Source organism: Methylobacterium sp. J-070 (genome assembly GCF_022829385.1).
Taxonomy (GTDB): domain Bacteria; phylum Pseudomonadota; class Alphaproteobacteria; order Rhizobiales; family Beijerinckiaceae; genus Methylobacterium.
Genome location: NZ_JAKSXX010000134.1, coordinates 1 through 23,560 on the forward strand (window position 1 = coordinate 1; position 23,560 = coordinate 23,560).

A 23,560-nucleotide genomic window follows, 5' to 3' on the forward strand; every position below is an offset into this window, starting at 1 on the left:
AACCGCGTCCGGCCGCATTCGTCCCTGGGCTATCGGCCGCCCGCGCCTGTCAGCTACCCGGATCTGGCCTTCCGGCTACCCATCGCCGCCACCATGCAGTAGCCTCTCAATCGGCTCGGTCCAAAATACCGGTCAGGTCACCTGGCTTTGCCATTCTCTCGGATTGAACCGGCAGCGCCACGTCCGCCGCCGGCTTCAACGCTACCTGCACCGCCCCCGTGCCAGCCGGCAAGGTCGATCCGGAGGCGAGCAGGGGCAGGTTCGTGGCTGCAAACGCGGTGCGATCCCGCGCCACCGACCAAGCGAAGCTCGCGCACGCCGGCGCATCCTCGGCCACGGCCGGGCCGATGCAGCAGACCATCAGTCCGAACGTCAGGATGGCGCGGGATCCCGACATCATCAGTCGACCGCGACCATGACGTCGGACGCCTTGATCACGGCGTAGGCCGGACCGCCGACCACGAGCTTGAGGCTGTCGACGGCCTCGTTGGTGACTGCGGCAGTGACGATCTGCCCAGGCATGATCTCGATCTTCACGTGCGCCGTGGTGGCGCCCTTCTCGATCGCAGCCACGGTGCCCTTGATAATGTTGCGCGCGCTGATCTTCACGATGTTCGCCTTCTTGGCCTGTTTCGGGCTGGTTAGTTCTTGCCACCGTCGATGACGCTGAAGCCCTGAGCCTCGAAGAACGGCTTGGCCGCTGCGCTCCGGAGGAAGTCCAGGAAACGCTTCGCACCATCCCCCTTCGCGTCCGCGGTGACGGCGAACGGGTACACCACCGGCGGGTGGCTGTCCGCCGGAAACACGCCCACGACCTTCACGCTCGGATCCGACTTCGCGTCGCTCTCGTAGACGACGCCGAGCGGAGCCTCGCCGCGCGAGACCAGGGCCAAAGCGGCCCGGACGTTGTCGGCCTGGGCGAGCCGCGGCTGGATACCGGCCCACAGGCCGAGTTTTTCGAAGGCGATCTTGGCGTACTTGCCGATCGGCACGGAATTGACCTCGCCGGTGGCGAGCCGACCGTCCACGCCCAGCGCCTTGGCAAAACCCTCCGGCGTGAAGGCGATCGTGGACTCCTTCGCATCCTTCGGTGCGACCACGACCAAGCGGTTATTCAGCAGGTTCACCCGCGTGTCCGGGCGGATGAGGTTCTTCTTGGCGAGGTAGTCCATCCACTCGAGATCAGCCGAGGCGAACAGATCGGCAGGCGCCCCGCTCTCGATCTGCCGGGCGAGAGCGGACGACGCGGCGTAGCTCGATCGGATCGCGAATCCTGACTGCGCGGTGAATGCCTTGCCGGCATCGTCCAGGGCGTTCTTGAGGCTGGCCGCCGCAAAAACAGTCGTGGTCTCGGCCGCCTGCGCCGCGCCGGCGGCGAGGAGCAGTGCGGCGATCAGACTGGAGCGGATCAGGCGGTGCATGCGAGTGGGGTTCCTGCTCGGTAGTGGGGATGGCACGCTGACAATTTGGCTCAGGCCACCTTCGGAAGCGAGGCCGTGAAGATGCCAGAGTGTGAGATCTCGATCTCGACGTCCGATTAGGGCAGGTCGGGTTGCCGCGGAGGCGCGAACCGTACAGCCCCAACTCGCGGAATCGCTATATACGACGATGCATAACCGCGGGTAGTGCTGACTGCGGAATCGACAGACAATCCGGGGAGGACGAGGTGGAGGCGACGAAGCCATCGGAGGGCGGTGTCGCAGAGCTGGTCGAGGTAGGGACGGCACTGGATCGGATGGCGGCACTTCTCCATCGGGTAGGCGCTGCAAGCGTAGTCCTCGACGATGCGTTGGGCCGTGTGGCCGCGATCGACATCGTCGCTCGGCTCGACGCGCCACCGTTTCCGGTTGCCGCAATGGACGGCTACGCCCTTCGCTGGAACGACGCCGGCGTGCCGCTGCCCTGTACAGGCGCCATCAAGGCCGGCGACACCGTCGGCACTCTGCTCTCGCCCGGTACCTGCCACCGCATCTTCACCGGGGCGCCGATTCCACCGGGTGCCGATACCGTCGTGATCCAGGAGCTCACCGAGCAGGTCGATGGACGGATCGTCCTCCGACCGGGTGCCGAGCCATGTCGCCATATCCGAGCTGCGGGCAGCAACTTCGAGAGGGGTCAGCCGATCGTCCGTGCTGGTCGCCGGCTGGGCGCACGTGACATCGGCCTGCTGGCCTCGTCGGGGCATCTTCACGCGCGGGTCTACAGTCGGCCGCGGATCGCTGTCCTCTCGATGGGCGACGAGCTGTCAGAGTCGCTGACGCCCGGCAGCGGCCCACAGATCATCGACGCCAATCGGCCGACGCTGAAAGCCCTCGTCCGTGCCTGGGGCGGCATACCGATCGACCTCGGTATCGTGCGCGACGATCCCGATGCCCTGGCTCGGATCCTATCGACCGTCGATGCGGACCTTCTGGTGACATCAGGCGGGGCATCCGTCGGCGATTTCGACTTCTTGAGCCGGACGCTTGCAGGACTGGGTTTCGAGGCTGCGTTCCACAAGGTGCGGATGCGACCAGGGAAGGCGACGCTGTTCGGAACCGTGAGATCGCTTCCGATCCTCGGGGTGCCCGGCAACGCCTGCGCCGCGATGATCGCCGCACTCGTCTTCCTCAAGCCCGCCATAGCGCTCCTTGGTGGTGCTGGTCGTCAGGACGCGGTTCGTGAGCGGGCGGTCCTCGGCGCCCCTATCGCGGCGGTCGGACCTCGAACGACCTTTCTTCGCGGCCGTATCGACCGGGAGGCCAACAGTTGTCTGACCTTCAAAGCGTTGCCTTCGCAGGACAACGCGATGCTTTCGAGCTTGGCGGCCGCCGACGCCGTCGCCGTGAGACCGGCGTCGGCGCCCGCAGCCCGTACCGGCGACAGCGTCGAGATCGTCCGGTTCGACACCGTCGCCGGCTTCTGACGGGATGGCCGCCGGCCCCTTGATCAGACGGGGCCGGCGTGGTCGTCAGAGCGTTCCCAGTCGCGTGGTAATCGCCTTAGTCTCCAGATAGTTCGACAGCACCGCCTGGCCCATCTCACGCCCCCAGCCGGACTGCTTGTAGCCGCCGAACGGCAGGGCGGCGTCGAAGACGTGGTAGCAGTTGATCCATACCGTTCCGGCCCGGAGCCGATGCGCGATCTGCTGGGCCCGACCCGTGTCCTTGCCCCAGACGCCGGCCGCGAGCCCGTAGACCGTATTGTTGGCCTCAGCGATCAGCGCGTCGTCGACCTCGTCGAAGGGCGTGGCGACGAGCACCGGCCCGAAGATCTCCTCGCGCACCACCTTCATGCCGGGGTTGGTGTCGGTGAGGATCGTCGGCGGCACGAAGTAGCCCTTGCCCGAGGGAACGGCGTTACCGCACCCGATCGTCTTGGCGCCCTCGCTACGGCCGGCCTCCAGGTAGCCGGTCACCCGCTCGTACTGGACCGCGGAGACGAGTGGACCCATCTCGGTGCCCGCGTCGAGCCCGTGGCCGAGCTTGATCTTGCCGGCCTCAGCTGCGATGCCCTCCACCACCTTGTCGAAGATCGAGCGGTGCACGAACAGGCGCGAGCCAGCGTTGCAGCACTGGCCGTGGTTGAAGAAGATCGCCGCGTTGGCGCCCGGAATGGCCAGTGACAGGTCGGCGTCGGGCAGGATGATGTTGGGCGACTTGCCGCCGAGCTCCAGCGACACGCGCTTCAGGTCCCCCGAAGCGGCCTTGACGATCAGCTTGCCGACCTCCGTGGACCCGGTGAACGCGATCTTGTTGACATCCGGGTGGCCGGCGAGCGCTGCGCCCGCCGTCTCGCCGAAGCCGGCGATAATATTGACCACGCCGTCTGGCAGGCCGGCCTCCAGCAGAAGCTCGCCGAGGCGGAGCGCCGAGAGCGGCGTCTCCTCGGCGACCTTGAGCACCACCGTGCAGCCCGTGGTCAGCGCCGGCGCGAGCTTCCATGCCGCCATCAGCAGGGGGAAGTTCCACGGGATGATCTGGCCGACCACGCCGATCGGCTCGGGACGCGTCACCGAGAAGAAGTCCGAGCCCGGCGCCGCGAGTGCCGAGATCGGGATCGACTTGCCCTCGATCTTGGTGGCCCAACCGGACATGTAGTGGAACATATCGGCCGACAGGGTCACGTCGGCGGCCTTGGCGACCGCCATCGGCTTGCCGTTGTCGATGGCCTCGAGGGCGGCGAGCTCGTCGGCATGTTCCAGGATCAGGTCGCCGATCCGATGCAGCAGGCGTCCGCGTGCGGAGGGCGTCATCTTGGGCCAGGGGCCGGTCTCGAAGGCCCGGCGCGCCGCCTTCACGGCAGCATCGACGTCGGCCTTGTCGCCCTCGGCGACCTTGGCGATGACCTCGCCGGTGGCGGGATCCGTGACGTCGAAAGTCTTGCCCGATCGAGCGGGCACCCACTTGCCGTCGATGAGGAGTGTGCGGTCCTTCGACAGCCAGTCGCGGATCGCGGGCGGGATGGTGGGCGAGAGGGCCGGAATGTCGGCACGGACGTTCATGGCTTGGTGTCTCCCTATTCCCATCGTCAACCGGAGCGTGAACCAAGCCGCGAGGGCGGGGCAGCCGCATCCGGGCGATGTGCACGTTAGGATATAGCGGTCGTCAAAGGGGGCAACCGCATCCGTGCATGATAGTGGCGCGTGGGGATGGTAGACACGCTGTGGGTTCGAGGAAGGACGCGATGGCCCGGCTCAGCATTCGGATCGACTTGGCACCCGACAACCGCATCGGTCCGGGCAAGGTGCAGCTCCTGGAGATGGTCGCAGAGCACGGCTCCATCAGCGCTGCCGGGCGCGCGCTCGACATGTCGTACCGCCGCGCCTGGCTGCTGATCGAGGAGATGAATAAAGGATTCGGCCAGCCCGTGATCGAGGCACAGATCGGCGGCAAGGCCGGTGGGGGCGCGCGGCTGTCGGCCTTCGGGGCCGATCTCGTCGCCCATTACCGCGCGATCGAGCGGGCAGCCGACCGGGCAGCGGCACCGTTTCTAGCGCGCATCGCCCTGTCCGCACACAGTGGGACCTGAACGCCTCCCCCAGCCAGCTGGTGCGCCTACCCCCTTGCGCGCCCCGCCCTTCGGCCGGCCTCCTGCTTGATCGGTATATCACATTGAATATAACGATGGGCGCGGTCCGGATCACCGAGCCGCCTGCCGACGCTCTGCCGCTCGGTGTGAGCCGGCGCCGGCGCAGATCGGCGGTCGAGGGGAAGCGCATGCCGGTCGTGACGCAGGTGCTGGGCGATACGAGTACGGACGGAAACCGCATCCGTCTCCAGATCATCGTCGACGATCACGAGGTGAACGAGATCGTCCTATGCCGGAACGACGTACAATCCGTGGTCGGGTTGCTGATCGCGTTGGGCGGACAGGCACTCAGTCGCAGTGGATCAGAACAGGAGCCGTCCACCACGTTGGCCCGGCCCTTCCCCGTCGATCTCATCACCCTCGGCGACGACGGGCGCGGCGAGCCTGTCCTGGTCTTCAGCGTCGGGGCGACGGCACTGGCCTTCAATTTCGAGCGCGATCAGCTCGCGGAACTGGGTCGCACGCTCCTGGCCGCCAGCGCCCGGACGGACGGGCTCGTCAACTGACCCGGCCCGACAGCGGAGGCGGCGTTCGATGCTCGCGCGGCACCTTCATTTCTTCGTGGCCCTCGCCCGCGAGAAGCATTTCGCCCGTGCCGCCCATGCCTGCAACATCACCCAATCGACCCTGTCGGCCGCGATCCGAAAGCTGGAGGAAAATCTTCAGGTTCCGCTGGTCGTGCGCAGCCAGCGCTATCTTGGCCTCACGGTCGAGGGCGAGCACCTGCTCGCCTGGGCGCGGCAGATCCTGATCGACTACGACAGCCTACGTGAGGACCTCTCCGGCTTGCGGGCGGGATTGCGCGGCGTGCTGCGCCTCGGCGTCGTGCCGGCGGCAATGGGTGCGGTCGGTCTCCTCACGGTCCGGTTCCGGCAATCCCATCCGGAGGCCGGTGTCGAGATCCGCTCGCTTTCCTCCCGCGAGATCCAGCGCGCGCTTGACAATTTTGAGATCGAGGCCGGGCTGACCTATCTCGACAACGAGCCCCTGGAACGTGTGCGGCGCGTGCCGCTCTACCGCGAGGGGTACGTCCTGGCGATGCGCGCCGACCATCCCTTGGCCGGGCGAGACACTGTATCCTGGGCCGATGCAGCCGGATGCACGCTCTGCCTCCTGAGCGAGGACATGCAGAACCGCCGCATCCTCGACGGCCTCGCCGCCTCGCTCGACCTCAGGCTGGCGCCGGCAGTGACCAGTAATTCATTCCTCGGGATCTGCGCGCACCTGCGCCAGGGCGGCTTCGCCAGCATCGTCCCGCACACCTTCCGCCACTTGTTCGGCGGGACGACCGACCTCGCCATGTGCGACTTGGTCGAGCCTGCACACCGCCAGTCGGTCGGCCTCGTCCTGTCCGAGCGCGACCCGCTGCCGCCCATGGCCGCTGCGCTGTTCCGAATCGTCCTCGATGCGGGCTGCGACATGACCCTCGCCGACCTCTCCGGACCGGCATGAAGGATGTCTCCATGACCGAACTCGAGCAGATCGAGCGCGACATCACGGCGGTGCGGGACAGCATCCTGATCGCGATGCGTGCGCCGGATGTTGGCAGCCTGTACGCGGCCTTCAAGACCCGAAGACAAGCAAGCCTCGATCTCTACCGGCGGGACTTGGCAGAGCTGGTGGTGAAACGAGAAGATCTCCGCGCCCTGACAAGGCATTGATCTCGAACGCAGTTCGCTCCGGCACCACGCCCGATCGGCGGATATCCGGCTCCGACCGAGCCTAGGATGCATGATCGACGATTTCGATCAAGCAATTTCGAAAATCAATTTGCTTCGACTTAGGTCGACCGGGAAGATGACCTTGTACCGCTGCAGTCGAGACAGGAACAGTTCTCACGAAGCGTGTGCGGGGAAACGTCCGGTCTGATCAAAGTTGCGAAGAAGGCGCCTCAAGTCGCGCTGCCGGTCGTCGTCTCCTTTGTCTTCGAGCAAGGGGAAATCTCATGGCCAAAATCGTTCTCGTCCTCTACGACGATCCCGTCGACGGGATGCCGAAATCCTACGCGCGCGACGACCTGCCGAAGATCGAGTGCTACTCCGACGGACAGACCCTGCCGACCCCGAAGGCCATCGACTTCCAGCCGGGCCACTTACTCGGCAGCGTCTCAGGTGAACTCGGTCTGCGTCCCTACCTCGAAGGGCTCGGCCACGAATTGATCGTAACCTCCTCGAAAGAAGGGAAGGGTTCCGTCCTCGATCAGCATCTGCACGACGCCGAGATCGTGATCTCCCAGCCGTTCTGGCCGGCCTACATGACGAAGGAGCGCATCGCCAAGGCGAAGAAGCTCAAGCTCATCGTCACCGCCGGCATCGGGTCCGACCACACGGACCTCGATGGCGCGAACGCGCACAACATCACGGTCGCGGAGGTGACCTTCTGCAACTCGATCAGCGTCGCCGAGCACGTGGTGATGATGATCCTCGGCCTCGTGCGCAACTACATCCCCTCCCACCAGTGGGTCGTGAAGGGCGGCTGGAACATCGCCGACTGCGTCGCCCGCTCCTACGACGTCGAGGGCATGCATGTCGGCACGGTCGCCGCCGGCCGCATCGGCCTCGCGGTGCTCAAGCGCCTCAAGCCCTTCGACATGCACCTGCACTACACCGATCGCCATCGGCTGCCGGAGAGCGCCGAGCGGGAACTCGGCCTGACGTGGCACGCCAGCTGCGAGGAGATGTACGGCGTCTGCGACGTCGTGACCTTGAACTGCCCGCTGCATCCGGAGACGGAGGGCATGATCAACGACGAGACGCTGAAGCTGTTCAAGCGCGGCGCCTACCTCGTCAACACCGCCCGCGGCAAGCTCGCGGTCACCGACGCCATCGTGCGTGCCCTCGAGTCCGGACAGCTCGCGGGCTACGCCGGCGATGTCTGGTTCCCGCAACCAGCGCCGAAGGACCATCCCTGGCGGACCATGCCGCATCACGGGATGACGCCGCACATCTCCGGCACCTCGCTCTCCGCCCAGGCGCGCTATGCGGCCGGCACGCGCGAGATCCTCGAATGCTACTTCGAAGGCCGTCCCATCCGCGACGAGTACCTAATCGTTCAGGGTGGCAAACTCGCCGGCGTCGGGGCGCGCTCCTACAGCGTGAGCGACGCCGGCAAGGAGAAAATGGCCGAGATCTGAGTGCAGGCGGCCGGCCAGGCAAGGGCCGGCCGCTCTGATCGTTCACAGAGGCTGAGAACTCATGAAGCGCGAAGATCTCACCGAGAAGCTGCTCGACATAAAGCGCGAGAATGGCTGGAGTTGGAAGCGCATCCACGAGGAGATCGGCGGCCTGTCGCCGTTCCTGATCACCGCCGCCTGCATGGGCCAGATGAAGCTGCCTACGGCAACGACGATGACACGCTGGAATACGGCTTCAAGGAAACGTAGATCCCGGAAGGCTGGCGGGCTGTGGGGGAGGGCACCTCCTGTCTTTGTTTCCGCCGCCGCAGACCGGCTCGACCGACGCAATCAATTAGCCCCCTAGGCAGATCGTGTCGGTTTTGGCAGAGTGCTATATATGAATGGATATAGCGCTTGGGGGAGAGGCCGGTGCCGCCACATGCCCATCTCGACGGTCCCGCACTGCGCGCGCTCGTGTCGGGCGGCCATCCCGCCTTCGTTCCCTCGCCTTGTGCGGATCCAGCCGACAAGCCGCGTGATCGGATTTGGGAACTGGCCGAGACTCTGCACTGCTCGATCGTCGGCACCTGCCTGACCAACGCAGAAGCCCGCGCGATCCTGGCCAAGCTCGGGCGACCGGATGCGCGAACGATCACCGAGCATCGGCTGCACGGCGAGATCGTACAAATTGCCGGCCGGAAGGACGGGGGCGGTCGCCTGCTCCAGAAGGCCCTCGACCGGCGGCACGAGCGGGAGATCGAGCGCTTCGCCGAGGCGCGCACCGCCGACGCGGTCCGGGCGCTCTGGCGGGCCTCCGTCGAGCGCGGCGAAATCCCCGGTGCCTACTGGGCGGCGATCACGCACCCGGCCACCGACTGGCCCCTCGTGCAGGACGTGTTCGGCGAGGTGCACATGCTCTCGCATTTGGTCGGCCAGTCGAACCGGGCCGACATCCGACGCCTGCGCCAACTCGAGGCCGATCTCGCGGAGCGTGACGAGCGAATCGCGTCTCTGGAGGGCCGCGTCGTCGATCTGATGGAGCAGCGCGACGGCTTGAGTGCCCGCAACCGCGTTATCGCGGCGGAACAGGCGCTCTCCCGCATCGCCGTCACCGAGCCGGCGGAATCGGTCCGTGAGAGTGTGAAAAGCTTGACTGCACATCTCGAACGGGCGCGCGCTCATGCGGAGGCCCTCGAAGAGAAGGTGGCCGTTCTGGTGCACGCCACAGGCAAGCTAAGCGCCGACCTTGAAGCCGAAGCGGCACGCCGTCGGGCGGTCGAGGCGGAACTGGCTGCGGTCGAAGCCGTGCTGGCAGCCGCAAACGAGCCGATCGACGCCGACCCGTCACCCTACCGCGCCGACCGGAATGATGCCCTCGCGGAGCGCACACTGCTCTACGTCGGCGGCCGTCCGCGACAGGTGGCACAGCTGCGCCGGTTCGTCGAAGCGCGCGGTGGGCGACTGCTCAGCCACGACGGCGGCATCGAAGAGAACATGTCTCTCCTGCCCGGTCTCGTCGGCAGGAGCGATTTGGTGCTGTTCCCAGTCGAGTGCGTCAGCCACGAGGCGATCGGCATGGTGAAACGTGCCTGCGAGACGAACGGCAAACCGTTTCGGCCGGTGCGCAGCGCCAGTCTCGCGAGCTTCGTGCACGCGATCGCACCCGCCGCGATCTGCGCAAGCGTCTCCTGAGGTCCCAATCGGATCTCCGGGTTGCCGATGGGCGACGCGGCGATCCCGGCGCGGGCGCGGGGGCCCCGCGCGGAATGCAAAAGGTTCGGCAATGATGCGAACGAAGGTGTGCAACCCGTCTTCGCGAGGCGCGCCGTTGCGGAAGCTCGGCGTGACGCTTCTCGCCGGCTTTCTGATCCAAGCCGCAGTTGGAGGGGCTTTGGCCACTCCGAAGGACATCACACTGCCTGGGGATGCGGCTCATCCTGAGAGTATCACGGCAACCGCAGACGGCACGCTCTACGTCAGCAACTTCGCGGGCGGCGGCGTCACGCGGATCAAGCCGGGTGCGGCCTCGAACGAGGTCTGGATCGCGCCCGGAGCGTTCGAGACGCGCTCGACCTTCGGCGTGCTCGCCGACGAGGCCTCGGGCACGCTCTGGGTCTGCTCGAACGATCTCTCGGCGCTCGGCATCAAAGGGCCGAGCGATGTGAAGGGCGCCGCGCTGAAGGGCTTTGACTTGAAGACGGGTGCCGGCAAGGTCAGCGCGCCGTTCCCGGTCAGCCCAGCCATCTGCAACGACATCGCGATCGGACCGGATGGGGCGGCCTATGTCACCAACACGCTGGGACCGCAGATCCTGCGTTTGAAGTTCGGCTCGCAGACGCTTGAGGTCTGGAAGAGCGACCCGCTGTTCGCGCCCGTCGGCAAGGAGGCCGGGCTTGATGGCATCGCCTTCGGCACTGACGGCAACCTCTATGTCGACACCTTCACCACGGCCAAGCTGTTCCGGATCGATGTGAAGGATGGGCAGGCCGGCAAGGTAACGCCGCTGACGCCCTCGCGTCCGCTGGTCCTCACGGATGGCCTGCGGCCGCTCGGCGACGGCTCCTTCCTCATGGCCGAGGGCGGCGGCCGGCTCGATTGCGTGACCTTCTCGGGTGACACCGCGAAGGTGGAGGTCCTGCGGGATGGCATAGCTGGCGGTGTCACAGGCGCCACCAAGGTCGGCGCGACGGCTTTCATCACGGTCGGGCAGCTCGCCATAATCACAGACCCGGCGCGGAAGGGATCGAAGCCCGACCTGCCGTTCCGGGTGCTGACCGTACCGCTGGACTCCCCGTGACGTGTGCCGCCGCGCGAGGCGCGGTCCCAGGCCGTCCGGCCGCCTTCGCCCTAGTTCCTGCAATCGTGGCTTGTCGCAGCGTTCCGAGAGGACCCATCATGCCCCGTATCCATCCGTCGAACCGTGCCGTCTCGGCTGGTGTCGCGTCGATCGCCCTCCTGGCTGCTTGGTCAGCCATTACGCCCGCGCGGGCTGCCGACACGGCATGCACGCCCGGCACGGGCGGGCTCAGCCTGCCAGCCGGGTTCTGCGCTACGATTTTTGCCGACGGGATCGGCCATGCCCGGCAGATGGCCGTGGCGGCGAACGGCACACTCTACGTCAACACCTGGAGCGGCCGGTACTACAAGAACGACACGCCACCGCCGGGCGGCTTCCTGGTCGCGCTCAAGGACACCGACGGCGACGGCAAGGCCGACGTCACGGAGCGCTTCGGCGAGAGCCCGGCCGAGGGCGGCCACGGCGGCACCGGGCTGGCGCTGTACCAGGGCGCGGTCTACGCCGAGAGCAACGACCGCATCATGCGCTACCCCCTGAAGACGGGTGAGGTGGCGCCCAAGGCTAAAGGGGAGGTCGTCGTCTCAGCCCTGCCGCTGACAGGCGATCACCCGATGCACCCCTTCGCGATCACCCCGAAGGGCGATCTCCTCGTCGATCTCGGCTCGGCGACGAACGCCTGCGAGGTGAAGAACCGCGTTCCGGGGTCGCCCGGCAACGAGCCGTGCACCGAGAAGGAGACGCGCGGCGGCATCTGGCGCTACGATGCGAAGGGGCGAGATCAGACGTTCACGCCCGCCGAGCGGTATGCCGCCGGCATCCGCAACGGCGAGGGCATCGCCCTCGACGCGCAAGGCCGGGCCTTTTCCACGCAGCACGGTCGCGATCAGCTCCACGAGGACTGGCCGAAGCTCTACACGGCCAAGCAGGGCTACGAGCTACCCTCCGAGGAGGTGGTTGAGCTGAAGCAAGGCGCCGTTTACGGCTGGCCGGAATGCTACTTCGACCCGGCGCAGAAGAAGCTGGTGCTGGCCCCGGAATACGGCGGCGACGGCGGTCGCAAGGTCGGGCTGTGCGCCGACCGGCAGGGGCCGGTGGCGTGGTTCCCGGCGCACTGGGCGCCCAATGATATGAAGTTCTACGTCGGGTCTGGGACCGAGACGGCGTTCCCGAAGGCCTATCGCGACGGCGCCTTCATCGCCTTCCACGGCTCCTGGAATCGGGCGCCAGGCCCCCAGGGTGGCTACAGCGTCGTCTTCCAGCCCTTCAAGGATGGCAAGGCGGCGGGCGAGTTCGTCGTCTTCGCCGATGGTTTCGCCGGTCCGGTCAAGGAGCCCGGCCGGGCGGAATACCGGCCGTCTGGCCTTGCCGTCGGGCCGGACGGGGCGCTCTACATCTCCGACGACGTGAAGGGCCGCATCTGGCGCGTGACCTACGCGGGCGGTGACCCGAACGTGGCGGTCGACGCCGCGCCGAGCCCGCGGTATGCGGCGGCCGCGTCCACGGAAGGGCCGCCGCCGGAGGGCATGCACCCGGATGCCGGCCGCACGGTCGCCGCACTGCTGGTGCCGAAGGGCGCGACGCGCGAGCAAGTCGCGCTCGGGGAGCGGATCTTCCACGGCGAAGTAGTCGATGCCACCTGCGGCGGCTGCCACGGATCGGACGGCAAGGGTTCACCCGTGGGGGCCGATCTCACCAGCGGCCATTGGCTCTGGAGCGACGGCAGCTTGGCCGGCATCGAGCACACGATCGCCACCGGCGTGCCCGATCCGAAGGAGCACCAGAACGCGATGCCACCGATGGGCGGCGTGGAGCTTTCGCAGGCCGACCTGAAGGCGGTGGCAGCCTATGTGTGGGCTCTCGGCCAGCGACAGAACTGAGGGCTAGCCTGGGTCAACCGCCCGTTCGGCGGCAGACACCGGGCTTCCTTGTCGTCATGCCTGGCAGGTGTCAGGCCGCGACCGTCGTCACGGCTTCGGCCTCCGACCGTATCCACACGGCGGTATCGTGGAAGACTGCGCCCCCGGACGGGAGCGCGGGCTCGTCCGAGGTCAGCACGTTGATGCCATGGCCCAGGCCTCCGAAGGAGGCGGCAGGCCAGATGCTCTCCACCACCACGGTGCCCGGCCGCTGGCCCGGCACGTGCCGGGCATGCAAAACCACCTCGCCGCGGTCATTGCCGAGACGGGTGAGCACCCCGTCCGCGATCCCGAAGCGGACGCCGTCCTCTGGGGCGATCAGCACCTGCGGGCGCCCCTCGCGCTTGCGGGCGTTCGGCGTCTCCGTGAAGGTCGAGTTCAGGAACTGCCGGGCCGGGGCGGTGACGAGGCGCAGAGGGCGGTCGCCGGTCGCGCCGTCGATCAGCGGCAGCCAGTCGGGCAGCGGGGACAGCCGGTCCTCGGTGTCCCCCAGCGCCCGCCAGTCGGCCCGGAAGCGGAACCGGCCATCCGGATGCGCGAACCCGTCGAGGAAGTGAGCGAACCGGAACGGCAGCTGTACGTCGAGCCAGCGCAGCTCGGCCATCTCCGCGGCAGACGGGTAGCCAGAGGCGCGCAGCGTCGCGTCCGTCAGTTCCAGGGCGGTCATCGCGAAGGTCGGGTGGTCGAGGCCAAAGCCACGGGCCAGGGCGCAGACGAGGTCGTGGTTGGAGATCGCCTCGCCGGGCGGGTCGATGGCCGCAAGCCCGATCTGGATGTGGCTGTGGCCCATGGCCTGGTAGATGTCGTCGTGCTCCAGGAACATGGTCGCGGGCAGCACGATGTCGGCGTAACGCGCCGTCTCAGTCATGAACTGCTCGTGCACGACGGTGAACAGATCCTCGCGCAGCAGCCCCTGCCGCACCCGGTTGCTGTCGGGGCAGACCGAGGCGGGATTGCCGCTCTGCACGAGCAGGGCGTGGACGCCGGGACCGCCCTGCAGCGCGTCGGCATCGCCGGTCAGGACGCTGGCGATGCGGCTCATGTCGAGCTCGCGGATCGTGGGGTCCCGGAGCGCCGTGCCCTCGATCAGCGACTTGTCCCAGGCAAAGATGCCCTTGTTGGTGAACAGCGCGCCGCCGCCCTCGTGCTGCCACTTGCCGGTGACGGTCGGCAGGCAGGTCACGGCGTGCATCGCCGCGGCGCCCCCGCGCCCGCGGGTGAAGCCGTAGCCGCAGCGGATGTAGGCCCGCGGCGTGCCGTTGTAGAGCGCCGCGAAACCCTCGATCTCCGCGACGCTTAGCCCGGTGATCTCGGCCGCCCAAGCGGGCCCGCGCGTCGCCAGATGCGCCTCGAGCGCCGCCGGATCGTCGGCGTAGTCCGCCATGTAGGCGCGGTCGGCAAGGCTGTCGCGGAAGGCGCAGTGCATCACCGCGCAGGCGAGCGCTGCGTCCGTTCCGGGCCGGACGGCGAGGTGCAGGTCGGCCGCCGCCGCGGTGCCGGTGCGGTACGGATCAATCACCACGAGCTTTGCGCCGCGCTCCTTTCGGGCGCGCGTGACATGGGACATGACGTTGACCTGCGTGGAGACAGGGTTGGTGCCCCACAGCACGTTCAGGTCGGCGACCGCCATCTCCCGGCTGTCCGAGCCCGAGATGCGGCCACAGCCAGCGGTCCAGCCGGCGCCAGCGATCATGGAGCAGATCGTACCTTTGCGGCCGGACCAGCGCATGGCGTGGCGCAGCCGGAAGATGCCGTCGCGCTGCACGAGGCCCATCGTTCCGCCGGAGCTGTAGGCCCAAGCGGCCTCGCTGCCGTGGTGCTCGGTCGCCGCACGGAAGCCGGCCACGACACGGTCGAGCGCCTCGTGCCAACCGATCCGGCGGAACGTGCTGCTACCTTTCTCGCCGGTGCGCAGGAGCGGGTAGAGCAAGCGGTCCGGATGGTGGATCCGCTCGGCGTAGCGGGCAACCTTGTTGCAGATCACCCCGCCCGTATACGGGTTGTCCGCGCCGCGCACCGCTCCAATCCTCGCTCCGTCTAGGACTTCGACGTCCAGCGCGCAGGTGCTGGGGCAGTCGTGCGGGCAGACGGAGGAGCGGATCTTGGGCATCAGTGCGACTTTGCTCAGGCAGCGCGGACGACCGTAGTCGCGCCGCACCGGGATGGCGAGTGGGAGCAGCTTCCGTGCCTGTCGAGCGTCCAGCAACGTAGCCCGTGTCCGCTGTTCCGGCGGACTTTCTCCGAAGCGGACCAGCCGCTTTCGGCCAGACTACGTCACGCCGGAGCGCTGTCGCGCGCAAGACCGGACGTTCGGCTTGGCGCCCATCTCGGCCATTCAGCTGGCGATGACGAGGTCCCGTAAGCGGACGCTACCCGGCAGCCAAGGCGAGACAGCCTCATATCCCATCACGCGCAAAGGCGCTGTTTGCTCAGCGCGTGGGTTTGCATTCGTATGCGGCGCGCCTGCGCGCACGAACGTCGATGATGTTGGCGAGAACCAGCATCAGCATTATCCCGCCCAGGTTCATCACGATCTGCAGCGGCCAGACGGGTCCGAAGGTCCGGTAGGACATGCGGCCGACCAAGGCCGCGAGACATCCTGTCGCAAAGATCTCCAGCGAGTGACGGCTGCAAGCGTCGATCGGTTTCAGCCAGGGTCGGGTGGATAAACGCCGAACCGCCTCAGAGCTGAACGCGAGGTAGGTCAGCGCCAGGATATCGAGGAGGCGCAGAGGCGCGACGTGGCCCTTGTCCGGCTGCATCAGTGCCAGCGGCTTCAGGTCCGGCAGCCCCCATTCCGTCCAGGATCTTCCCTGGAGGAGGGCGAAGGCCAGATAAGCCCTGGCCGCGGCTCTCGCCCAGTCACATCGCGGCAGCAGACAGTCCCCGGCGCGCACGCGAGAGCCAAGGCCGCTCCGAGCACGAACAAGGACTGCCACGCAAACGGGTTGAAGTACCAGCCATCGTCTACGGCTGTCGCGTTCGGCAGGTTCAGCCGGTAATCGATGTTGGCCAAAAGCCACAGCGCGCCTGACACGGTGAGCACGCCCCAGAGCCGATACTGCATCCCTAAGTAGATGGCCGGGAACAGAGCGAGCAACAGGACGTAGAGCGGCAGGATGTCGAGGTAATTCGGAAGCGCGTTCAGCGCTAATCCACGGAAAACGGCCTGCAGCAATCCGGCCTGGAGCAGAGGGGCGACACCAAAGCGCGGGGTGATCCCGGTGTGATCCATCCAGATCCGGACGATCAGCAGGGTGGCGAGCGGCAGCCCGGCCTGGAACACGCAGATGCGTAGGCAGCGCCGAGCGATGCTAGTGAGCGTCGGCCACATCCCGGCCCTTCGGAACAGGCCGCCATAGGCGATCATCGACGAGTAGCCAGCCAGCAGCACGAAGATTTTGGCCGCATCCTCGGCGGCTCCCATGAGGCCGCTGAGACGAGCGACGGTCCGCATGGCATCGCGGAGCGCTCCCGGCACGAAGGTGGGAGATCGGGGACGGTACCGTGCCCTTCGTTCACGGGAGGGAAAGCCGGGCCCTCACCGGGCCTCAACCCGGCCGCATCCACGAGCGGCAACCGTATTCGACACCGAGCCGTCCATGAGCAGGAGATGAGCGCTCGCGAGGATGCGGGAACACCCGCCTCAACTTTCATTGTTCGTTGCGATCCGCGAAGACCTCCAAGTAGACGACGTTGCGGGGCTGATCCCGGAATATTCGGTGGGAGGCTTTCGGACACGCGGCGTCGGCAAGTGATCTCAGTTCTTCCTCGTTCCGGTAAACGAGGCACCAATCCATGAAACCGGCCATGAACCCACGACCGTGACTGTCCCGAGTGAAATTCGCTATCGAAAGAACGCCGCCGGGTTCCAGGCGAGCGAACATTGCCTTGATGAGGGCGATCGCCGTATTGTATTGCAGATAGTCGAAAAGCCCCGCGGAGTATATCAAATTGTATCGCTTGGGGACGACCCGCTCCCTGATAAGTGACGCGAAGCTCTTCGTCTCTCCAGATATGGCGTATTCGCCATAGGTCGCTCGAGCTTCGGCGATGGAGGCCGGATCTTGGTCGAGCGCAGTGAATCTGACGTTGGTATCTCTGGTGATGTCTCTGAGGCGATCCAGCTCCCGCATGTGGCCTGAGGCCACCGAAAGGACTTCCGCAGTCTCCCGGGAGATCATGGTCTCTTTTATCAGGTTGGCCAAGTAGTCCTGGCGCCACAGGATACTTTTGGCATTCGGCAAGCTCGTCGTCGCTTCGTGTATGACGCCGGTTAGCCCGTCCAAGGAAGATCGTACCGGCCTGTATATATAGTCAAGCATGACCGCGTCGCCCGCATAGCCGCGCGGCTTCTCGAATGCGCGCCGCGCATACGGATCCATCAACAGGATCTGCGAGAGCGGATGAGAACGGCAGGAGGTTTGAAATCCCTCCAAATCACCGCCCGTGATCGCCTCATCGAACGATGTTCCAAGCTCGGTTGCGAGCCAGTCTATGACGCCGAGCTCAGGCTCTGCTGAAAGTCTTTCATAGGCCTCGGTCAGGACGGACTTTAATCGATCCACGTTCTACTCCGAAAGGTTAATGTGTGTTAACCCCGAAGATTGCGTATCATATAGGTCCTGTTAACCACAACGATATCGATGCACCAAATCCATTCTATTTTTTGAGCATGGTTAAAATTCCCTCATTCATGTTATCCGGGTTCTCTCGCCTGCTGGGCAAGGCCGACAGATTGTGAGAAGAGCAGCGCGTGCGTCGCTGGAGCGTCCCCCTCGAAGGAGCCCGGAGCGGTACGGTTCGACCGGCGGGGCGACGTGCCTGCGACTGCCAAGCCAGCGGAGGGATCACGCGGGACCCAGGGGCCGCGCCTCTCACCGGGGCCCGGGAACGGTCCAGCGGCAGGGAGCCGGCGCGACATCGACGATGCGCGCCTCATCGGTCGTCTTAAGCCGCGTCGGCGAGCAATGTCTCGAACCAAGAGCGCTTGCCTGCGCATCCGCTCGATCGCCCGGATAAGCTTCGCGCAACGAAGGTGTTCTTAATCACTTGTCGATTATGTAGGTGCCGCAAGCCTGTCGGATCCAGGAGGCGGAGTACCAAATGTCGATGCGGGGTTTCGCCACGATTTCGTCGTCCCTGCTCACGACGACGGCCGTCTGGGCCGCCGATCCTGCGGACACCGGTGCTCGGACGGTGCCGGCAGTTGCGCCGCCGTCGTTCTATCTGCACGTCGGTTTGGCCGGCATCTTCAACGATCCCGGTGCGCGGATCAGCCTTGCCAGCACGCCGGTTCCAGGTGCTGCGGTGAAGATCGGCGATCGCGCGACACCCGCCGCCGAGGCCGGCTACTTCTTGACGCCCGATATCGCCATGTCCGTCAGCGGTGGCGTTCCGCCCCTCTCGAAGGTCGAGGCGTCGGGCGCGTTGAGCGGCTCCGGCACCATCGGGAAGTCACGGGGCGGCCCCTTTTCCGCGACGGTCCACTACCACTTCGACGGCCTCGGGGCTCTTCGGCCTTACGTCGGAGCCGGCGTCGCGGCGCTCCTGATTTTCGCCGACGAGGATCGGCTCGTTCGTCGTTACCGGACGGACGACGCCGTCGGGCCCGTTCTGCAGGCCGGGTTCGACCTCATGTTCGATTCGCACTGGGGAGTGTTCCTCGATATCAAGAAAGGTTTCGTGACGACGACGAGTAGGGGCTACCTGTCCGGCCTTCCGGTCCGTTCAAGCGTGAGTCTCGATCCGGTCGTCCTGCACTCCGGGGTGACCTACCGATACTGAGAGCCTTCCCCGGTCGCGGCCGCGTGGCGGCCACCCTCCGGTCCCGGTCGTTTCGGACTGCCCGACCCGGGGGAGGGGGACGGTAGCCGCCGAGAGGTCGGCGGCTCGGGGACGGCACGCTTGCCGGCATCCGTTGATCTGCCGCGGGTGAAGCCAGAGCGGAAGCCCGTGTGCGGGGCATTTTGCGGTCGGCGGTGGGGCGCGTTGACCATGGCGGCGAAGGATCCGAGACAAGGGCAGCGACCATCCTCTCGATCGCAGTCATTCGTCGATCTCCCCCGGGTGCTCTCGGTCGTCGGTCGCGGCAATTATCGATTGCTTCGACGGGAACTTCGGTGTGCTTCGCCGGAGCGTACGATAATCCGGCCGAAAGTCATTCCTCGGTAAGCTTGAACAACCTTGGTGGCAGGGCGGGAATGGAACGGGTTCCGAACCTGGCACTCGCTAAGGATCTGTGAAGGACTGCCGCTCATCCTGCCTGCGCTTTACTCCTCTCGCGGGTCGTCCGATTCCGGACCACGGCGCGCTTCGAGCGAGTGAGACAGTCGGCAAGGGTTGGATCGAAACGGCGATGGGACCGCCTCTTCCGGATTTGCTCGACGCGGAGCTGGGCAGGCCGTGGTACGTGCGGAGCTGTCGTGCGGTGAAGGCTCTCTATGCCGCCGAGCGAGAGCAGTGGCGGCGGCGGAGCGCCCGGATCTCCGCACATGTCGCCGGCGCGGTCTATGTCCTGTTCGCGTTCACCGATTACATCCTCGTCAACGACGTGTTCGTACTCGATCTCCTCGCGCGAATGGCCATAGGGGCCATCTTTATCGCAGGGACGGAAACCCTGTTCAGAGCCGGGGTGCGCTCCCTGTACATCGAGCTGCACTGTGCGTCCGCCACCGTGCTTGCGTACGTAATATGGCTCGCGATTTCTCATTTTAGTGCGTACCAGAGCAACATGACATATTATGCGACATACGGCGTGATATTCATGATCGGACAAAACGTATTCTTTAACTTTCGATTTTCGATTGCCGTAGTTTCATCATCCACAATATTATTATTGTCGCAAAGTGACATCATCCTAAATCGCTACAGCGGCGTTGAGTATGTTGTCGCGATCGCGGCGTTGTATCTTTCTACTTATATTCTAACTCTATACGTGAATTGGAGCCTGAACTCGGAGCGCTTCCTGGTTTTTCTTAACTCCGCGCGTGCGGAGATCCGCCAGAAAGAAGCGTTGGAGCGCGGCGCAGCCCTGCTTCGGCTATCGACGACTGACGCCCTGACGGGGTTGGCAAATCGGCGCGCCGTCGACGAGGAACTCCGCGCCTACTGGCGGGATTGGCAGGCCCAGCGCGTCAGCTTCGCGGTCGTGCTGGTCGACGTCGATTATTTCAAGATCTACAACGACCGCTACGGACATCAGGAAGGCGACCGCTGCCTGGGCGCCGTCGCCGACGCCATGGCGGCCGCCAGCGCGGAGAACGGCTACATGGTCGGCCGTTTCGGTGGCGAAGAGTTCATTCTTGTCGCCCCGTCTCCGAACCGCGAGCACGTCGCTCGCATCGCGGAAACGATCCGGCGCGCGGTGGAGGATTTGGCTATCGCGCACGATCAGCGGCCCGACGGCGCCGCGATTGTCACGGTGAGTGTCGGCGCCGCCTTCAGTCAAGACGTTCCGGGCACGCGGGTGGAGAGATTGATCACCGAGTCCGATCGGGCGCTCTACGATGCCAAAGCAAGCGGTAGGAATTGCGTACGCGTGTTCAGTCGTGACGGTTCAGTGCAGGCGGAGGCCGAGGAAAATCTGGCCGATTTGCTCCGCACGGCGGAGGAGCGAAAGATCGTATCCCTTGTCTATCAACCGATCCTGGACGCATCCTCGGGCGAGATCATCGGTGCCGAGGCGCTGATGCGCCTGACGACCCCGACCGGCAAACCCATATCCCCGGCCGTCTTCATTCCGTTGGCTGAACGGATGGGTGTCATCGTGAGACTCGGCCTCTGGGCTATCGCGACGGCTTGTCGGCAGCTTCTCGCGACGGATGCGGTCCCGTCGGTAAGCGTCAACGTTTCACCGGTCCAGCTCAGGCAGCCGAGCTTTTCCTTGCTGGTAGCTAAAATCCTTGGCGACACCGGCGTCTCACCGTGCAGGCTCGCGATCGAGATCACCGAAAGCCTTCAGATCGAGGACCAGCCCGACGTCTTGAAGAACATCCGCGAGCTGAGGCTGCTCGGGGTACAGGTATGGCTCGACGATTTCGGCACCGGATTTGCCGGCCTGTCCTGTGTTCGAGAGGTCGAGTTCGACGCGGTGAAGTTGGACCGATCATTCCTGCATGCGACGAATACTGTTAAGGGTTCTGAGATGTTCAAAAGCATCGTCGCACTCGTGCGCGGCACCGGATGCGCCATCGTCGTTGAGGGGATTGAGACGGAGGACCAGCGTCGCCTATGTATGGAGCACGAGGTGGATTACCTTCAGGGCTACCATCTCGGGAGGCCTGCATCGGCGGAGGCCTACGAACGCCCGATTTCCAAACCCGCGGGCATGGCTCTGAGACGGGCGGGTTAGGGCGACTTCACCGGAGGTTTCGATGGCTGCCGTGTCGGCGCCCAGCTACGGCACATCGTGCGATCGGCGGATCGGCTGCCCGGCGCCGGAATTTCGTTTGACTGGACCGACCCTCCCCCGAAGTGCGCGGGCTTTGTCCGCACGCGGTGAACGGACGCGCGATGAACCTTGGTGAGCCGGCATGATGCGGCGGCCACGCTCCGGCGGGTCCCACCCGTTCGACAGCGCGGCCGCGAGCGGGTTCGGCCTCGGCCGGCCTCTGCACCCGAGCCTGGCGATCTCTGTCTCGGGCTGCCGCCGGCTCGGCCATCTCTCCGCCTCGTCCGGACGAGCGGTGGATCGTGCGAGGTTCGCACGGCTTCGTAAATTGAATGTGCCCATGCTGGATACACTCTTGACGTCATGCCAAGCGGAGCAAAAAAGGTGGATGTAGGATTTGCATACGCGCGAATCGCGAGCGCGCTCGGTATCCCGGACGGAACATTTCGTCTTCCGGATGCGATTTTGGAGGCGCAGGTCGAAAACCTGATCGAGGTTGCTGATCTGCTTCGAGATTTCGAGCTGGTAAAGGATAAGCAGGCACGACGTCGCTGCCTCAGCTACGTGAACAACACAGCCGAACGATTGGATCGGCGATCATCGGTTTGATCCGGCGGACGGGGCGAAGGTCGACGAACGAATACGACGCATGGTGCGTCTTCTCGGGCGCTGCCGCAAACCTCGGTTGCAGGATCCGGGGGGGGCCCGATCGCGCAGCCCGGGATCCGCGCCGCTGACGCGCGAGGCCGCCGTACGCGTCAGCGCGTGGTCAGCGGTACCGTCAGCACGCGGAACAAAAGTTCGGGCTCGCTGCCCTTCCGCGCCGGGTCGGCGATCACGGTGAGATGAGCGAACGTGACGAAGGCCGTCGCGCCGACCTTGGCGCTGCAGCGACGCCGTCCCGCAGGACTTCCACCTTCGCCATGCCTCCGGGAGTTGGTCGCGCGGTCGGGCTACGGATAAGTGCCGAACCGGAACCCCTCTCTGAAGGACGGTAATGCCAATCCTCATTGATCAGGACCCATGGGCCCATGGGTCCTGATCAATGAGGATTGGTATCAGCCCTCACGTTCTCCGGCTTCGTCGTGCTGCTCTGATGGCGGTGAGGGGAAGGGGCGGGTACTGCCAAAAACCGCCCAAGGCCGAGAAAACACCGGATTGCTTATTAGGCCAAAGTCGAGGTTACTGAGCCATCGCGCCAGTAAAATCAAGCTAAGTTACTGATTTTGTTGGCGCGCTAGACAGAATGAAACTGCGAGCACCTCCGTCATTGAGATTGCAAGATAATTCCAGAAGCCGCGCTATCCTGGTGCCGCGCGGCCCTGGGGCCTCCACCGAACCGTAACTCGCCACTCAAAACCGCACCTTCGGCCTTGCGCCGATTCTGTTGAACAACTCGGTGTTGCAGCGGTAGTCGTGAGGTGATTCACTCCTGTCGAGAGGCGGAGACCGAAGCAGATGATGGGACCTCGGCAAGTCGAGCAGGGCGCCCTGTTCTACGAGTTCTCGCTCGATACCCACGTCCCCGCCGACCATCTGCTGCGCGCCATCGACCGCTTCGTTGACCTGTCGGGCCTGCGCGCGCACCTGCAGCCGTTCTACAACTCGACGGGCCGGCCCTCGGTCGACCCTGAGTCGATGATCCGCATGCTGCTCATCGGCTACTGCTTCGGCATCCGCTCCGAGCGCCGCCTGTGCGACGAGGTCCACCTCAACCTCGCTTATCGCTGCTTCTGCCGGCTCGGGCTCGACGGCCGGGTGCCGGACCATTCGACCTTCTCCAAGAACCGCCATGGCCGCTTTTGCGACAGCGACCTGCTGCGGCGCCTGTTCGAGACCGTGCTCGCCCGCTGCATCGCCGAGGGGCTCGTGGGCGGCGAGGGCTTCGCGGTCGACGCCAGCCTGATCAAGGCCGATGCCAACCGGCAGAAGGGTGTCGAGGGTACGAACGGCCTGCCACCCGAGAGCGTCAGCCGCGCCGCCCGGGAGTACCTGGCCGTGCTCGACGACGTCGCGTTCGGGGCTGCGACGCCGGTCGTGCCCAAGCTCGTCTCCCCCGCCGACCCGGCTGCGCGCTGGACGGGCGCGGACGGTGGGCTAGCCTACTTCGCCTACGCGGCCAACGACCTGATCGACCTCGACCACGCGGTCATCGTGGACGTCGAGCCGACCACCGCGATCCGGCAGGCCGAGGTCACAGCCGCCAAGCGCATGATCGTGCGCTCGCGCGAGCGCTTCGACCTCTACCCGGCACGGCTCGCCGGCGACAG

Annotated in this window: 21 protein-coding genes and 1 pseudogene; 14 read left to right on the forward strand and 8 right to left on the reverse strand. The window is 65.7% G+C overall.

Annotated elements, in window-relative coordinates; translation table 11 throughout:
* Positions 1-106 precede the first annotated feature (106 nt).
* The 3 genes from MKL01_RS13245 to modA are packed head-to-tail and all read right to left on the reverse strand — an operon-like array spanning position 107 to position 1,421.
* Positions 107-400, reverse strand: coding sequence for a hypothetical protein (locus MKL01_RS13245; protein WP_243905686.1), 294 nt, complete (start codon positions 398-400; stop codon positions 107-109).
* On the reverse strand, positions 400-609 hold the full coding sequence (locus MKL01_RS13250) for a molybdopterin-binding protein (RefSeq protein ID WP_091784862.1): 210 nt from the start codon (positions 607-609) through the stop codon (positions 400-402). The genes MKL01_RS13245 and MKL01_RS13250 overlap by 1 nt, the downstream gene beginning before the upstream one ends.
* Positions 610-641: 32 nt before the next feature.
* Entirely contained in the window at positions 642-1,421 is a 780-nt protein-coding gene (gene modA, locus MKL01_RS13255) for a molybdate ABC transporter substrate-binding protein (RefSeq protein WP_243905687.1), read from the reverse strand.
* Positions 1,422-1,666: 245 nt separating this feature from the next.
* On the opposite strand from modA, the gene glp reads away from it, so the two are divergent.
* Positions 1,667-2,905, forward strand: coding sequence for a gephyrin-like molybdotransferase Glp (glp, locus tag MKL01_RS13260; protein WP_243905688.1), 1,239 nt, complete (start codon positions 1,667-1,669; stop codon positions 2,903-2,905).
* A 45-nt stretch (positions 2,906-2,950) separates the two neighbouring features.
* Here glp and MKL01_RS13265 read toward each other — a convergent pair whose 3' ends face one another.
* Positions 2,951-4,483 carry an aldehyde dehydrogenase family protein gene (locus tag MKL01_RS13265; RefSeq protein WP_243905689.1) on the reverse strand — a complete coding sequence of 511 codons (1,533 nt, stop codon included), beginning with the start codon at positions 4,481-4,483 and terminating at the stop codon, positions 2,951-2,953.
* A gap of 182 nt (positions 4,484-4,665) precedes the next feature.
* On the opposite strand from MKL01_RS13265, the gene MKL01_RS13270 reads away from it, so the two are divergent.
* The 9 genes and pseudogenes from MKL01_RS13270 (at position 4,666) to MKL01_RS13310 (ending at position 12,859) form a co-directional block, all read left to right on the forward strand.
* A complete protein-coding gene (locus MKL01_RS13270; RefSeq protein WP_243905690.1) occupies positions 4,666-5,010 on the forward strand; it encodes a winged helix-turn-helix domain-containing protein in 345 nt (114 codons plus the stop codon).
* A gap of 95 nt (positions 5,011-5,105) precedes the next feature.
* Positions 5,106-5,576: a hypothetical protein gene (locus MKL01_RS13275; RefSeq protein WP_243905691.1), complete on the forward strand. Its 471-nt coding sequence runs from the start codon at positions 5,106-5,108 to the stop codon at positions 5,574-5,576.
* 28 nt (positions 5,577-5,604) lie between these two features.
* Positions 5,605-6,522 (forward strand): LysR family transcriptional regulator, encoded by a 918-nt coding sequence (locus tag MKL01_RS13280; RefSeq protein ID WP_243905692.1) that lies wholly within the window; start codon positions 5,605-5,607, stop codon positions 6,520-6,522.
* An 11-nt stretch (positions 6,523-6,533) separates the two neighbouring features.
* A complete protein-coding gene (locus MKL01_RS13285; protein WP_243905693.1) occupies positions 6,534-6,731 on the forward strand; it encodes a hypothetical protein in 198 nt (65 codons plus the stop codon).
* A gap of 284 nt (positions 6,732-7,015) precedes the next feature.
* Entirely contained in the window at positions 7,016-8,203 is a 1,188-nt protein-coding gene (locus tag MKL01_RS13290) for an NAD-dependent formate dehydrogenase (protein WP_243905694.1), read from the forward strand.
* A gap of 61 nt (positions 8,204-8,264) precedes the next feature.
* Positions 8,265-8,402 (forward strand): annotated as a pseudogene (locus tag MKL01_RS13295) (cyanase); the annotation flags it as partial.
* A gap of 212 nt (positions 8,403-8,614) precedes the next feature.
* Complete coding sequence (locus MKL01_RS13300; protein ID WP_243905695.1) at positions 8,615-9,877, forward strand: DUF2325 domain-containing protein; 1,263 nt, start codon at positions 8,615-8,617, stop codon at positions 9,875-9,877.
* Between the two features lie 388 nt (positions 9,878-10,265).
* Entirely contained in the window at positions 10,266-10,982 is a 717-nt protein-coding gene (locus MKL01_RS13305; RefSeq protein ID WP_243905696.1) for a hypothetical protein, read from the forward strand.
* 98 nt (positions 10,983-11,080) lie between these two features.
* Positions 11,081-12,859, forward strand: coding sequence for a c-type cytochrome (locus MKL01_RS13310; RefSeq protein WP_243905697.1), 1,779 nt, complete (start codon positions 11,081-11,083; stop codon positions 12,857-12,859).
* A 70-nt stretch (positions 12,860-12,929) separates the two neighbouring features.
* Here MKL01_RS13310 and MKL01_RS13315 read toward each other — a convergent pair whose 3' ends face one another.
* The 4 genes from MKL01_RS13315 to MKL01_RS13325 all read right to left on the reverse strand — a co-directional run bounded on the left by MKL01_RS13315 (position 12,930) and on the right by MKL01_RS13325 (position 17,466).
* Complete coding sequence (locus MKL01_RS13315) at positions 12,930-15,008, reverse strand: molybdopterin-dependent oxidoreductase (protein WP_243905698.1); 2,079 nt, start codon at positions 15,006-15,008, stop codon at positions 12,930-12,932.
* Positions 15,009-15,327: 319 nt separating this feature from the next.
* Positions 15,328-15,777, reverse strand: a complete 450-nt coding sequence (gene opgC / locus MKL01_RS35720; RefSeq protein ID WP_313901461.1) for an OpgC domain-containing protein — start codon at positions 15,775-15,777, stop codon at positions 15,328-15,330.
* Positions 15,675-16,355: an OpgC domain-containing protein gene (opgC, locus tag MKL01_RS35725; RefSeq protein WP_279604597.1), complete on the reverse strand. Its 681-nt coding sequence runs from the start codon at positions 16,353-16,355 to the stop codon at positions 15,675-15,677. Before opgC (MKL01_RS35725) ends, opgC (MKL01_RS35720) begins: the two co-directional genes overlap by 103 nt.
* A 196-nt stretch (positions 16,356-16,551) precedes the next feature.
* The gene (locus MKL01_RS13325) at positions 16,552-17,466 is read right to left on the reverse strand and encodes a class I SAM-dependent methyltransferase (RefSeq protein WP_243905699.1); all 915 of its coding nucleotides are present in this window, start codon (positions 17,464-17,466) and stop codon (positions 16,552-16,554) included.
* A 538-nt stretch (positions 17,467-18,004) separates the two neighbouring features.
* Between MKL01_RS13325 and MKL01_RS13330 the strand changes: the two genes are divergently transcribed.
* The 4 genes from MKL01_RS13330 to MKL01_RS13345 form a co-directional block, all read left to right on the forward strand.
* A complete protein-coding gene (locus MKL01_RS13330) occupies positions 18,005-18,685 on the forward strand; it encodes an OmpW/AlkL family protein (RefSeq protein ID WP_243905700.1) in 681 nt (226 codons plus the stop codon).
* A gap of 643 nt (positions 18,686-19,328) precedes the next feature.
* The gene (locus tag MKL01_RS13335; protein ID WP_243905701.1) at positions 19,329-21,251 is read left to right on the forward strand and encodes a putative bifunctional diguanylate cyclase/phosphodiesterase; all 1,923 of its coding nucleotides are present in this window, start codon (positions 19,329-19,331) and stop codon (positions 21,249-21,251) included.
* A 423-nt stretch (positions 21,252-21,674) separates the two neighbouring features.
* Positions 21,675-21,899: a hypothetical protein gene (locus MKL01_RS13340; RefSeq protein ID WP_243905702.1), complete on the forward strand. Its 225-nt coding sequence runs from the start codon at positions 21,675-21,677 to the stop codon at positions 21,897-21,899.
* Between the two features lie 849 nt (positions 21,900-22,748).
* Positions 22,749-23,560 (forward strand): transposase (locus MKL01_RS13345; RefSeq protein ID WP_243905703.1); only part of this gene is annotated, 812 nt, incomplete at its 3' end.